Source organism: Mycobacterium sp. 1465703.0 (assembly GCF_001672975.1).
Classification (GTDB): Bacteria; Actinomycetota; Actinomycetes; order Mycobacteriales; family Mycobacteriaceae; genus Mycobacterium.
In genome coordinates this window covers 1-13,149 of record NZ_LZKU01000079.1, presented here as the reverse complement: position 1 = coordinate 13,149, position 13,149 = coordinate 1, and the positions used below count along the sequence as shown (strand labels likewise).

Here is a 13,149-nt window from a genome sequence, read left to right as displayed (position 1 = left end):
AGCCTGTGCGCGCCGACCGGCGAAATCCGCCCACCAACTCCGCGCGCGGCCGACCACTGCGCTGAGCGCACCGCAATGATGCCCACACGCCGCCGCACCCGCGCCCAAGACCGCGCCCACCGCGTCGCCACCGAACGCAGACAAAACCACCAAGCCCGCCAAGCGCTCGAAAGGCGCTCGGCAACGGAGTATTTCGCACTGACTAAGGCCGTCGGCGACGGCGAGCCCCCTCCCTTCTAGCTCCACACTTGACTCACCATCGAACTAATGTTCGAATGAATGGATGCGGTGGGCAAACCAGGCCGTCGCGGTCAACGGGACACCGGTAGAGGACGGAGCTCTGCCGGGGCTGCAACGCATCGGCTTCCAGCGCAGCGTGCGCTCGCCGCAGTTCGACGGAATCACCTTCCACGAGGTGTTGTGCAAGTCAGCCCTGAACAAGGTGCCCAACGCCGCGGCGCTGCCGTTCCGCTACACCGTCAACGGCTACCGCGGCTGTTCGCACGCCTGCCGGTACTGCTTCGCCCGGCCCACCCACGAATACCTGGAGTTGGACTGCGGCAACGACTTTGACACTCAGGTCGTCGTCAAGACCAACGTTGCTGAGGTGCTTCGCCGCGAACTGCGAAGGCCATCATGGCAGCGCGAGACCGTCGCCCTGGGCACCAACACCGATCCCTACCAGCGGGCCGAGGGGCGCTACGCACTGATGCCCGGCATCATCGGCGCCCTGGCCGAATCGGGCACCCCGCTGTCGATCCTGACCAAGGGCACCTTGCTGCGCCGCGACCTGCCCCTGATCACGGATGCCGCCGGACAGGTTCCGGTCTCAGTTGCGGTGTCGCTGGCCGTCGGTGACCCAGAGCTGCACAAGGACGTCGAGCCCGGCACGCCCACGCCGCAGGCGAGGCTGGGTCTGATCGCCGCGATCCGTGCCGCCGGGCTGGACTGTCATGTGATGGTCGCGCCGGTGCTGCCGCATCTCACCGATTCCGTGGAACACCTCGACGGGCTACTCGGCCAGATCGCGGCGGCGGGCACCAACAGTGTGACGGTTTTCGGGCTGCATCTGCGTGGCTCGACCCGCGGGTGGTTCATGGCCTGGCTGGCGCGCTCGCATCCCGAGCTGGTCGGCCAATATCGCGAGCTCTACCGGCGCGGTGCCTACTTGCCGCAGAGCTATCGCGACACGTTGCGGGAACGAGCCGCGCCGCTGATCGCCAAGTATCGGCTAGCCGGCGATCACCGCCCGTTCGCGCAGGCGACGCCGGCCCCGCAGACACCGAATCCCGTTCAGCCGACGCTGTTTTGAGCAAGTCGGGATCAGTGATCCGCGGAGCCGTTTTGGAAGTATTTCACAGGGATAAATTCCGCTGCAGTCATGTTGCTGAGCCGCGCTAACCGGCCTTATCGCGGCGCGGCTTGGTGAGGGTGAATTCGTCGATCACGGCGACCTCACCGGACGGCCCGCGCAGCGCGTAATGCGTCGCCTTGATCGAGGTATTACCACCGGGCCGGCCCGGGTCGACGTCGAAAGCCGCGAAACCGTAAGGGTTGTCGCGGTCGCGAAAGGCCGACCAGGGCGCGTCCTCGAGCACGTAGATCGGGGCCTTGCGCCCCAGCGCGGGATCGAAAGCGCCCACACCGGTCACCACCCGGCAGCGGGGCTCGGGAAAAAACATCGCGTTGCTGGGTGCTGAGGTGCCGCCGCCGCCGATGACGAGATGCACCGTCCCCCGGGTGGCGTCGATGACATCGTTTCGGGTGTCGACGGGTATCGGCGTTCGGGTGTCGGTTCCCTGCGTGCCGCGCAACGGATGCGAGCGTTCGTAGTGGTGTTCGTGGCCGCACACCACCAGATCGACCTGATACTGGTCGAACAACGGCAGCCATTCCTGGCGGATACCCAGGTCGGCGCCGTTGGTTCGGTCGGCGGTGGAGATCGCCGTCTGGTGCATGCACACGACAATCCAGTCGATATCTTGATCGCGCCGGGCAGCTGCGAGTTCATTTGCGAGCCAACGCTTCTGCTCTCCACCGGAGTAGCCGTGTACATAGAAGTTGCCGCCGTCCTGGAAGGCGACGTCGTCGTTGCTGAGGCTGATCACCCGTACCGACCCGGCGGTGAACGAGTACCACATGCCCCGTGTCTCGGGGCTGGACCCGGAATCGGGCACTTCGAAATACGCCTGATAGGCGCCGTAACCGATTGGCCCGTTGCCCAATTCGTTTTCGTGATTGCCGGCCGCCGGCATCCAGGGCCGGTATCGCGCCGAGCGGGTGTTGTTCTCGAACCAGTTCGACCAGGTGCGCACCCGGTTCTGGGCCAGGTTTGCATAGCACAGGTCGCCGTTGATCAGGTTGAACAGCGGACCCATCCGTTCGATCGCCATGGTGGTGTCGGCGGCGGCCGGCGAGCCGATGTTGTCGGTGGCGTAGCTGCCGTCTGGCATCCTGGCCAGCGCCGGAGTGGACTGATCGCCGAAGCTGGTGAAGAGCAAGCGTTTTCGGCCGATCGGCGCTGTGCGCACGGTTCCCTGCTCCGGTTCCGCGCCGTCATGCACCGCGGCGTACACGTAGTCGGTATCCGGGCTGAGATCGGTAAACCGGGCGTGGTTGACGCGAACTTCGGTGTTGGACTTCGCGTCCCGATAGGTGCGGGTTTCCGCGGCCACGGTGCGGCCGAAGCCGGACGTCGGCGTCCCCAGCATGACGCGCGGGTTGCGGACCGCGTCGGTGGTGTGCCAGGACACCACCACCTCGGTGCCGGCGTTCTTCCCGAATTGCAGGTGCAGCCCGGCGACCGGCGGTGCGCCGTTGCGGTCGGGCTGCAGCCAGGGCATCGCGCCGTGTGAGCGTGCGTGTTCCGACCACAGCAGCGTGGCCCCGCCGCCGATGCCCACGCCGAGGGCGGCCGACACCGCGCCGGTCGTCAGCAATCGGCGGCGGGTCAGCGGTGCTTCAGCGATATCGGCCTGTTTCGGGGCCGCTGTCGGGTCATCGCTCATGCTTGCTTCATACCCGAGCCGGGCAACCGCGGGCACAGCTGCCGGTAAACACCAAACCACCGCTAACGAATCCGGTAGCGTTTTCGATATGACGAACGTGCAAAGGACAGCGAGCGCGGTCTCAGCGGTAATGCTGGCGATGGCCGCAGGGGTGGTGCTCACGCCCGCGACCAGCTATGCGGATGGCCACCAGGTGACCTACACCGTGACGAGCCCCAACAATCTGACCGCCAACGTCTCGTACGTGAACGCCGACCCGCCCAGCCAGGACGCTTTCAACGCGGACCCGTCGAAGTTCTCGACCAGCGTGCAGGCCCCGCTCAGCGGGGGAGCGCCGGTTACCTACACCGCCACCCTGGCGAACCCGAAGCAGTTTGCGAGCATCAGCGCCAACGGCATGCTGCACTGGCCGGACTCGGGCAACGGCCCCGCCCGGTTCCACTGCGAGATCGCGGTGGACGGCGAGGTGGTCGCGCAGGCGGACGCCACCACCACCGTCACCTGCCGGCCCAGCTAGTCAGCCCGGCGAACGGGTCCAACCCACGCTTAGCGGTGCACCCGCAACGCGAGGTAGTACTCGTGCCGCCGGGCGCTGTCGACGGTGTAGCTCACCGCCGTCGCGACCCCGTCATGGTCTGACTCCAGCCAGCGCTCGGTGTGCTGGTGCTGAAACTCGGTCCAGGACGGCACGGTGAACCGCTCTAGCACGGCATCGGGTTCTTCGATGCTGTGATACAGCCGCCAACTGTGCCCACCGGTGCGCAGTCGCGATCGACGCACTGCGCTCATCGCCTTGACGAACTCGGGAAGTTTGTCCGCCTCCACCCGATAGCGGACGGCCACCAGCACCGGGCCGTCGTCGGGGCAGGGTTCGAAGACGACCATCGGCGAGGGCCATGCCCGGGAGATGTCCCTGCTGAGTTTTCCGGTGGATGGCCGTAACGGCAGAACGGTGATGCTCAGTGCGGTGACACCGAGCAACGCGGCCGACAAAGTCAGCGCCAGATCAAGGCCGGCCCGGGTGGCGATGGCACCCCAAAGGTACGAGCCGAACGCCTGCGATCCGGTGAAAACCAGCAGATACATGGACAATCCGCGGGCCCGAACCCACTGCGGCAGGTGGAGTTGTGCCGCGGCGTTCAACGTCGTCAGGGTGACCAGCCAGGTCATCCCGGACAACACCAGCAACGGCGCCGCGGCGGCGAACGGCAGCCAGACCACGGCAAGTGGCGCAAGGGCGTAGCCGGCGGCCGAGAGTGCCAACAGCGCATTGGGTGACGCCTTCTGGCGCAGCGGCGCCGGAACCGCGACAGCGAGCACAGCGCCAAAACCGATGGCGCCCAGCGCAACACCATAGCCACCGGCGCCCAGGTGCCACCTGCTTGCGGCGGCCACCGGCAACAGCGCCAGCAGTGCTGAAGCAGGAAACACGAAAAGCGCTGTCCGCAAGAGGATTCTGCGGAAAATCGGACCGTTGACGACGTACCGGAGCCCGCTGACGATGGCCTGGCTGAAATGTTCCCGTTCTACCGGTGGCTCTTGTTTGGGTCGCCGCCACACCACCAGGGCCACGATGATCCCGGCGAAGGAGATCGCATTGATCGCGAAGACCGCTGCGGGACCGGTCAATGCCAGCACCACGCCACCGATTGCCGGTCCGACCACCCGGGCGATGTTGACCGAGACACTGGCACACGTCGCCGCGGCTGGGATCTCTTCGCGGATGACGACCTCCGGCTGAATGGCCTGCCAGGCCGGTGCGGTCAGGGCGGAGGCGAAGCCGATGGCCAAGGTGAACAGCAACAGTGACGTCGGGGTGAGGGTGCCGAGATATGTCAGCGCGGCCAGGGCCAGCGTCACCAGCACCGCATACGACTGCAGGAAGATCAGCAGTCGTCGCCGGTCGAACAGGTCGGCCAGCGCTCCGGCGCAAAGCCCCAACAGCAGCGTCGGTCCCAGACTCGCGGTTTGGACCAGCGCGACGATGACGGCGCTGCTGTGGTCTTCGACCAGGAACCATTGTGCGGCGACGCTTTGCATCCAGGTCCCGACGTTCGAGACGAACTGCGCGACGAACAACGCGCGAAACACGCGATTGCGCATCGGCGCCCACATCGACCCCTGTCCGTCCTCGGTCGCCGTTGACGCTTGAGTCATGGTTGGGCCGCTCGTTTTAGAGGTGAGGGGATCGGTGGGGGATAAGAGTCTAGGACACGAACATGTCGTGGATGCCGCGGGCGCCGGGCTCGGCGTGCGCCACCACGACGACTTCGGCGCGTTCGTCGCCGATCGCCCGGATCTTGTGGCTGACCGATGCGTCGAAATAGGCACTGTCGCCGGGCCCGAGCGTATAGGTCTGGTCTGCGTAGTCGAGTTCGATGTTGCCGGCGTGCACGAACAAGAACTCCTGGCCCGCATGCTCCGGATGGGGGTCATCAGCCAGCTGCTCGGTCGGGCGAACCACGAACGGCGACATCGACTTTCCCAGCAGTGAGGCGGCGAGCACACGGTAGCGCTGCCCCTCGGGTTGGCCGGCGGCGCGCTCTACGGTGATCTTTTCCTGCGCCGCCTCCTCGGAGAACAGCCGACCGACATCGACGTCGAGGGCTTTGGCGACCTTGAGGGCCACTGCGATCGACGGTGTGCTGCACCGGCGTTCGATCTTGGACAGATAGCTCTTGGTCAGCCCGGTCTGCTGGGCCAGCGCCTCGAGGGTGAGGCCGCGTTGCTTGCGGACCGCACGCAGCAAGGCAGTCACCGGCAGACCCTCTCATGACACAAGGTTTCCTATAGTGCTACTATTGTGTCACATCTTTGCGCCGAGGGAGCCGGTAATGGCCAGCACGTTCACTGATTCGAAGTCCGAACTGATGCGCCGCGCTGCAGAGCAGTTGACGGCGAACGTCGCCGATGCACAGTTGACCACCCGCCAGAAGCTGGCGTTGACCTGCCGGGCGCTCTTCGACGCCGGGCATGACTCCGGGCTGGCCGGACAGATCACCGCCCGCGCCGAGGCGGACGGCACTTACTACACCCAGCGCCTCGGCCTGGGGTTCGACGAGATCACCGACGGCAACCTGCTGCTGGTCGACGAGGACCTCAACGTCCTCGACGACTCCGGTGTTCAAGGAATAGCCAACCCCGCCAACCGTTTTCACAGCTGGATCTACCGCGCCAGGCCCGATGTGCAATGCATCGTGCACACCCACGCGTTTCACGTGGCTGCGCTGTCGATGCTGGAAGTCCCGTTGATCGTCTCCCACATGGACACCACACCGCTCTACGACGACTGCGCGTTCTTGCCCAACTGGCCGGGCGTGCCGGTCGGCAACGAAGAGGGTGAGATCATCACCGCCGCCCTCGGTGACAAGAAAGCCGTCCTGCTGGCGCATCACGGCCACGTGGTGGCCGGTGCCAGTGTCGAGGAGGCGTGCTCGTTGTCGATCCTCATCGAACGCGCCGCCAAGCTGCAACTGACCGCCATGGCGGCCGGCACCGTCAAAGCGCTACCCGAAGAGCTGGCCCGCGAGGCTCACGACTGGACACTGTCGCCGCAACGCAGCCGGGCCAACTTCGCCTACTACGCCCGCCGGGCACTGGCTCGCCATCCCGATGCATTGACCAGTTGAATCCGAAGTCCACCAACGCAATCCGAGGAGTCTTTTGTGCCGCAAACGACTGAGCCCAAGATCCACGGCATCATCGCCTACCCGGTGACTCCATTCGCAACCGACGGAATCGACACCAAACGACTGGCCGCGCTGGTGGAGCGGCTGGTGTCCGCCGAGGTTCATGCGATCGCTCCGCTGGGCAGTACCGGCGAACTGGCGTATCTCGAGGAACCCGAATTCGACACCGTGGTCGACACCACCCTGGCCACCGTCGGCGGCCGGGTCCCGGTAATCGTCGGGGTGTCAGATGTGACCACCGCCAAGACACTTCGGCGGGCCAAGTACGCCCAGCAAGCAGGGGCCGACGCGGTGATGATCCTACCGGTGTCGTACTGGAAACTCACCGAGCGCGAGATCTTCCAGCACTACCAGAGCGTCAGCGACGCCATCTCCATCCCGATCATGGCCTACAACAATCCGGCCACCAGCGGCGTCGACATGCCTCCCGAGCTACTGGTCCGCATGTTCGAAGCCATCGACAACGTCGCCATGGTCAAGGAGTCCACCGGCGACCTGACCCGCATGCAGCGCATCGCCGAACTGTCCGGCAACCGGCTGCCCTTCTACAACGGCAGCAACCCGCTGGTGCTTGACGCCCTGAAGGCCGGTGCATCCGGATGGTGCACGGCCGCACCGAATTTGCGGCCCCAGCCGTGCATCGACCTCTACCAGGCGGTGCGTGCCCAAGACCTCGACACGGCGCAGAAACTCTACGACGATCTCAAGCCGTTGCTCACCTTCATCGTCGCCGGCGGACTGGCCACCACCGTGAAGGCTGGCCTGGAGCTGCTCGATTTCCCGGTCGGAGATCCGCGTGCGCCGCTGCTGCCGCTCGACGAGCAGGGCCGCGCCCAGTTGCAGGGCTTGCTGGCCTAGCTAGCCCAAGTCGGGGGCGGAGAAGGTGTCACACTTCCTCGGGTCGCCAGTCTGGTACCCGATGGTGAACCACTTCTGCCGTTGCTCCGACGATCCATGCGTCCAGGACTCGGGGTTGACCCGTCCGGTCGCTTGCTTCTGGATGCGGTCATCGCCGACCGACGCCGCGGCCGACAGTGCATCGGCAATGTCCTTGTCGCTCAATGGCTCCAGGTACGGCACGCCGGTGCTCTCCTGCTTCACCGTGGAGGCGTAGTGCGCCCAGACGCCGGCATAGCAGTCGGCCTGTAGCTCGGTGCGCACCCCGCTGCCGGTGGCGCCCTTGGCCCCTTGCTGGGCCCGGCCCAGCGTGCCCTGCAGTTGTTGCACGTGGTGGCCGTATTCGTGGGCGACCACATACTCCTGCGCGAACGGCCCACCGCTGGAACCGAATCGATCGACCAGCTCCTTGAAGAAGTCGGTGTCGAAGTACGCCGTCTGGTCGACCGGGCAGTAGAACGGCCCCACCGATGTGTCAGCCGGGCCGCAGCCGGTGTCCACCTGGCCGGTGAACAGCCGCACATGCGGGCGGGTGTACCGCGGCATCAGCTGATGCCATACCGCGTCCACGGAATTGCCGGTAGCGACCACCCGGCACTGCGGGTACTTGTTGGCGTCGGCCCCGGTCTTGCACTGACTCAGGTCGAATCCCGGCGCCGAGTAACCACCGCTGTTCGTCTGCGTCTGGGTCATCACCCGGCCCGGATCGACACCCAACAACAACGCCCCGATGAGAATGAGCAACCCGAGACCACCGCCCCCGACGGCCATCCCCATTCCGCCCCCGCCGGACGACGAAGCGGTGCTGGTGTCGATCTGCATGCCCTCGTTGAAGGTCATGACGCTCTCCTAACGTTGCCGGGTCGCAAGGGAGTCGGTGTAACTGCGCAGGTTGCGCAGATACCGGCGCAGAGCCAGGTTCAGCAGCGGCCCGACCACCACCATGGCCAGCTTCGCCGGGCCGGCGGGCTTTTGGGCCATCGTCCAGGTCAGTCGGCAGCCACCCGGGATGACCTCCACCCGATAATCCTCGGCGAAGGCAGCCACCGATCGGGTTGAGCATTCATTGAAGCGGAATGCCATGTGCGTGAAGGGTTCCCACGCAAGGAATTCTTCGTTGCCGACGATACCGCCGCGCATCTCGACGATGCGGGTGGTCCCGACACCGCGTGGCTCGGGACTGGTCCAAGTCACCTTGGTGATCACCTTCGCCCAACGCGGCCAGGACTCGGCGTCGGACAGCACCTCGAAGAGCTGCTCGGGGGTGATGGCCAGGTCGACGCTGTTGCGGAACCGGAAGGGTGCGGTTTCGGTGAAGCCGGTGTCGACGCGCTCGCAGGGGAACATGGCAATAACTTAGCCGGGTCCGTCGCTGGCCGCGGCCAGTAAAGGCACCACGACGTCACTGATCGGCGTGGCCAGTCCGTGGCCGTGGCCTTTACGAACGATCACGCCGTTACGGATGTCCCATTCCATCGGCCGGTGGTTGTCCCGGTCGGCCAGTATCGAGGTGCCCAGGTCTTCCGGCGCCCGACGGAACAGCTCGACCAACTCGTCGACCACGTCGTCAGCCAGCCGCGCGCCCTCGGCGCGCGCCACCGCCAGGCACTCGGCGAGGTAGTGACGCGACAACTCCGCGACGTCGTCGCGGCGGAACATCCCCGATCGCCGCCCGGACAACGCCATCAACCCGGCCAGCGCGTTGGTGAGCAGCTTGCGCCAGGCCGCGGTGATGAAATCGGGGTCGCAGTCCACCCGGCAGCCGGCGTCGCGCAGTAGCTCGGCGACCGTCTCCGCGGACGGCCCGCTGGGCAGCACCAGCGCGGCCTCGGTGCGCAGCCGCACCCAACCGTCGGGCTGGGTCTCGGCCGAGTACCACACGATCCCGGGGATGACGGGAGAAAGGGGGCAGTGCGGCTGCACCTGCTCGACCTGCTCGACGCCGTTTTGCAGCACCAGAACGATGGTGTGTTCGTCGCACAGCCGCGCCAGCCAGGCCGCCGCCTGCTCGTTGTGGGTGGCCTTGACGGCGAGCAGCACCACGCCCACCGGCCCGGTCACCGCGGCGGGATCGGTATGTACCGGGCCGGGGACGACGATCGGGTCGGCGCCGTCGGGCCGCAGTTCGAGGTTGTCGCGTGGGGTGCGCCCGCACACCATGACCGAGTGTCCGGCCCGATACAGCAGCGCGGCCACCGTCGTGCCGACGGCGCCGGGACCGACCAGGGCGATGTTGATAGCAGCGTCTGTGGCGATGCCATCGAAATTACCTCCTCTAGACTGGGCACTCGTTCCAGCCTGGTGAAAGGGAGTGTTTCGTGCTGCGCAGTCACGCCGCGGGTTCGCTGAGGAGTAGCGACGCCGGGCAGCAGGTGACGCTGGCGGGCTGGGTGGCCCGCCGCCGCGACCACGGCGGTGTCATCTTCATCGACCTGCGCGACGCCTCCGGGATCGCCCAGGTGGTGTTCCGCGAAGCCGACGTGCTGGCGCAGGCGCACCGGTTGCGCGCCGAATTCTGTATCGCGGTCTCCGGAGTGGTGGAGATTCGTCCGGAAGGCAACGCCAACGCCGAGATACCCACCGGCGAGATCGAGGTCAATGCCACCTCGCTGATCGTGCTCGGGGAGAGCGCACCGCTGCCGTTCCAGCTCGACGAGCCCGCCGGCGAGGAAACCCGGCTGAAATATCGTTACCTCGACCTGCGCCGCGATGGCCCCGGCGCGGCAATTCGGTTGCGCTCCAAGGTGAACGCCGCCGCGCGTGCGGTGCTGGCGCGGCACGAGTTCGTCGAGATCGAGACGCCGACGATGACGCGGTCGACACCGGAAGGGGCGCGCGACTTCCTGGTGCCGGCCCGGCTGCAGCCCGGTTCGTTCTACGCCCTGCCGCAGAGCCCGCAGCTGTTCAAGCAGTTGCTCATGGTGGCCGGCATGGAGCGCTACTACCAGATCGCCCGCTGCTATCGCGACGAGGATTTCCGCGCCGACCGCCAACCGGAGTTCACCCAGCTGGACATGGAGATGAGCTTCGTCGATGCCGAGGACATCATCGCCGTCTCCGAGGAGGTCCTATCCGCGCTGTGGGCGCTGATCGGCTACCAGATTCCAACGCCCATCCCGCGGATCAGCTACGCCGACGCGATGCGACGATTCGGCTCCGACAAGCCCGACATGCGCTTCGGCCTCGAGCTCGTCGACTGCACAGAGTTCTTCAAAGACACCACATTTCGCGTCTTCCAGGCACCCTACGTCGGTGCGGTGGTGATGCCCGGCGGGGCCTCGCAGCCGCGCCGCACGCTGGACGGCTGGCAAGACTGGGCCAAGCAGCGCGGTCACCGGGGACTGGCCTACGTGCTGATCGCCGACGACGGCACGCTTGGTGGGCCGGTCGCCAAGAACCTCAGCGACGCCGAACGTGACGGGCTGGCCGCGCAGGTGGGCGCCAAACCGGGTGACTGCGTCTTCTTCTCGGCGGGCCCGGCCAAGTCGTCGCGGGCATTGCTGGGCGCGGCCCGCGGTGAGATCGCCAACCGGCTGGGTCTGATCGATCCCGCCGCCTGGGCGTTCGTCTGGGTGGTGGATCCGCCGCTGTTCGAGCCCGCCGACGACGCGACCGCGGCCGGCGACGTCGCCGTCGGCTCGGGGGCATGGACCGCGGTGCACCACGCATTCACCTCACCCAAGCCGGAGTACGAACAGGCCGTCGACACCGATCCCGGCAACGTGCTCGCCGACGCGTACGACATCGTCTGCAACGGCAACGAAATCGGTGGCGGCTCGATTCGTATCCACCGCCGCGACATTCAGGAGCGGGTGTTCGCGGTGATGGGCCTGGACCACGCCGAGGCCGAAGAGAAATTCGGATTCCTGTTGGAAGCGTTCACCTTTGGCGCACCGCCACACGGTGGGATCGCCTTCGGCTGGGACCGGATCAACGCGCTGCTGTCCGGGGTCGACTCGATTCGCGAGGTGATCGCCTTCCCGAAGACCGGCGGCGGTGTCGATCCGCTCACCGATGCGCCGGCGCCGATCACCGCCCAGCAGCGCAAGGAATCCGGAATAGACGCCAAGCCCAAGAGGGTTGAGCAGGCATGAGTGAACAAATTCCGGACGCCGAAGCACTCAACGCGTTCAACAACGGCATCATCGACGAGTTCCGGGCCAATGGCGGCAAGGTCGGCGGTCAGTTCGAGGGCGCCAACCTGCTGCTGCTGCACACCACCGGCGCCAAGTCCGGTCAGCCCCGGGTGTCGCCGCTGGCGTATTTCCGCATCGACGGCAAGCTCATCATCATCGGATCCTTTGCCGGCGCTCCGGTCAGCCCGGCCTGGGTGCACAACCTGCGGGCCCACCCGCAAGCCCGCGTCGAGGTCGGCTTGCCCCAATCAGGGATAGACGCATACGACGTGACCGCGCGCGAACTGCCGTCCGACGAGCGTGCCGCGCTCTTCGACAAAGTCACCGCCGCCGCGCCCGGCTTCGGCGAGTACCAGGCCAAGACCACCCGGGTCATTCCGCTGTTCGAGTTAAGCCGGACCTAGCCGGTGGGCACATCGCGGCCGGCGGTGCCACCCTCGGTTCTGGCCGTCGCGCGTGCCGGCACCAAACGGCTGCGGGCGGTGTGGTTCAACCTCGTGCAGACCGCGGTGGCCGCGGGCCTGTCCTGGTACCTGGCTCACGATCTGCTGGGCCACCCGCAGCCGTTCTTCGCCCCGATCGCCGCCGCGGTGTCGTTGTCGACCAGCAACGTACTCCGCGCCCGGCGTGCGGTCCAGATGATGATCGGGGTCACCCTGGGCATCGGGGTGGGCTCGCTGGTGCAGGGGCTGCTCGGGCCCGGTGACATCCCCATCGCGGCCGCCGCGCTGGTGGCGCTGGGCGTGGCGGTGTTCATCGGGGGCGGGTTCATCGGGCACGGGATGATGTTCGCCAACCAGACCGTGGTGTCGGCGATCCTGGTGCTGGCGCTCTACCACGGCGGGCTCGGTCTGGAACGCATCTTCGATGCGCTGATCGGTGGCGCCGTCGCGATCGTCTTCGCCGTCGTGCTGTTCCCCGCCGACCCACGCAAGGTGCTGCGCAATGCCCGCGTAGGCGTACTTGGCGTGCTGCACGACGTCCTGTCGCGGGCCGCGGACGTCGTCGCCGGGCGCAAGGAGCCGCCGCCGGACTGGCCCCTGACGGCCGTCGACCGGGTGCATGAACAGCTCAGCGAATTACTCGAGGCGCGGACCACCGCACACCACGTCGTCACCATTGCACCGCGGCGGTGGGCGCTGCGCGATGCGATCGAGGCCGCCGATCACCAGGCCGTGCACGTGGCCCTGCTGGCCGGCTCGGTGCTGCAACTGGCCCGGGCCGTCTCGCTGGGCGTGGACGAGCGCCGGGAGTGGCTTCCGGTGCGCGTGCACACGGTGCTGGTGGTGTTGGCGGCCGCGACCGCTCTCGCCGATTCCGATCCCGCCGGCGCCTGCGCGTACACGGCCTCGGCGCGTCAACACGCCGCCGAACTGCAGTCCGGCGCGCGCGAGAAAACCCAAGTGATACTCGCCGACG

The 13,149-nt window shown here is 66.8% G+C and carries 13 protein-coding genes and 1 pseudogene; 8 read left to right on the top strand and 6 right to left on the bottom strand.

Translation table 11 applies throughout. From position 1 onward, the window contains the following. Positions 1-240, top strand: a pseudogene (locus A5625_RS30015) (hypothetical protein); the annotation flags it as partial. 43 nt (positions 241-283) lie between these two features. Beyond that, positions 284-1,312, top strand: coding sequence for an Rv2578c family radical SAM protein (locus A5625_RS07450; RefSeq protein ID WP_066990951.1), 1,029 nt, complete (start codon positions 284-286; stop codon positions 1,310-1,312). Between the two features lie 85 nt (positions 1,313-1,397). Here A5625_RS07450 and A5625_RS07445 read toward each other — a convergent pair whose 3' ends face one another. Continuing rightward, on the bottom strand, positions 1,398-3,008 hold the full coding sequence (locus A5625_RS07445) for a metallophosphoesterase family protein (protein WP_066990957.1): 1,611 nt from the start codon (positions 3,006-3,008) through the stop codon (positions 1,398-1,400). 88 nt (positions 3,009-3,096) lie between these two features. Here A5625_RS07445 and A5625_RS07440 point away from each other — a divergent pair, with 88 nt between their 5' ends. Beyond that, positions 3,097-3,525: a hypothetical protein gene (locus A5625_RS07440; RefSeq protein WP_066990949.1), complete on the top strand. Its 429-nt coding sequence runs from the start codon at positions 3,097-3,099 to the stop codon at positions 3,523-3,525. A gap of 29 nt (positions 3,526-3,554) precedes the next feature. Here A5625_RS07440 and A5625_RS07435 read toward each other — a convergent pair whose 3' ends face one another. Together A5625_RS07435 and A5625_RS07430 are read right to left on the bottom strand one after the other, a co-directional pair. Next, entirely contained in the window at positions 3,555-5,165 is a 1,611-nt protein-coding gene (locus A5625_RS07435) for an MFS transporter (RefSeq protein ID WP_066990945.1), read from the bottom strand. A gap of 49 nt (positions 5,166-5,214) precedes the next feature. Then, positions 5,215-5,766 (bottom strand): helix-turn-helix domain-containing protein, encoded by a 552-nt coding sequence (locus tag A5625_RS07430; protein WP_066990942.1) that lies wholly within the window; start codon positions 5,764-5,766, stop codon positions 5,215-5,217. 76 nt (positions 5,767-5,842) lie between these two features. Here A5625_RS07430 and A5625_RS07425 point away from each other — a divergent pair, with 76 nt between their 5' ends. Further along, on the top strand, positions 5,843-6,637 hold the full coding sequence (locus tag A5625_RS07425; RefSeq protein ID WP_066990939.1) for an aldolase: 795 nt from the start codon (positions 5,843-5,845) through the stop codon (positions 6,635-6,637). 36 nt (positions 6,638-6,673) lie between these two features. Further along, complete coding sequence (locus tag A5625_RS07420) at positions 6,674-7,555, top strand: dihydrodipicolinate synthase family protein (protein WP_066990937.1); 882 nt, start codon at positions 6,674-6,676, stop codon at positions 7,553-7,555. Here the strand turns inward: A5625_RS07420 and A5625_RS07415 are convergent, their stop codons facing one another. Genes A5625_RS07415 through A5625_RS07405 form a run of 3 tightly spaced genes read right to left on the bottom strand, consistent with a single transcriptional unit; the run spans position 7,556 to position 9,832 of the window. Next, the gene (locus tag A5625_RS07415; protein ID WP_066990934.1) at positions 7,556-8,434 is read right to left on the bottom strand and encodes a neutral zinc metallopeptidase; all 879 of its coding nucleotides are present in this window, start codon (positions 8,432-8,434) and stop codon (positions 7,556-7,558) included. Between the two features lie 9 nt (positions 8,435-8,443). Next, positions 8,444-8,941, bottom strand: coding sequence for an SRPBCC family protein (locus tag A5625_RS07410; RefSeq protein WP_066990931.1), 498 nt, complete (start codon positions 8,939-8,941; stop codon positions 8,444-8,446). Positions 8,942-8,950: 9 nt separating this feature from the next. After that, positions 8,951-9,832, bottom strand: coding sequence for an oxidoreductase (locus A5625_RS07405; protein WP_197516010.1), 882 nt, complete (start codon positions 9,830-9,832; stop codon positions 8,951-8,953). Between the two features lie 80 nt (positions 9,833-9,912). Between A5625_RS07405 and aspS the strand changes: the two genes are divergently transcribed. The 3 genes from aspS to A5625_RS07390 form a co-directional block, all read left to right on the top strand. After that, on the top strand, positions 9,913-11,688 hold the full coding sequence (gene aspS, locus A5625_RS07400) for an aspartate--tRNA ligase (protein WP_066990928.1): 1,776 nt from the start codon (positions 9,913-9,915) through the stop codon (positions 11,686-11,688). Continuing rightward, positions 11,685-12,134, top strand: coding sequence for a nitroreductase family deazaflavin-dependent oxidoreductase (locus tag A5625_RS07395; RefSeq protein ID WP_066990925.1), 450 nt, complete (start codon positions 11,685-11,687; stop codon positions 12,132-12,134). Before aspS ends, A5625_RS07395 begins: the two co-directional genes overlap by 4 nt. A gap of 3 nt (positions 12,135-12,137) precedes the next feature. Beyond that, on the top strand, positions 12,138-13,149 hold a 1,012-nt coding region (locus A5625_RS07390), incomplete at its 3' end, for an aromatic acid exporter family protein (RefSeq protein WP_066990922.1).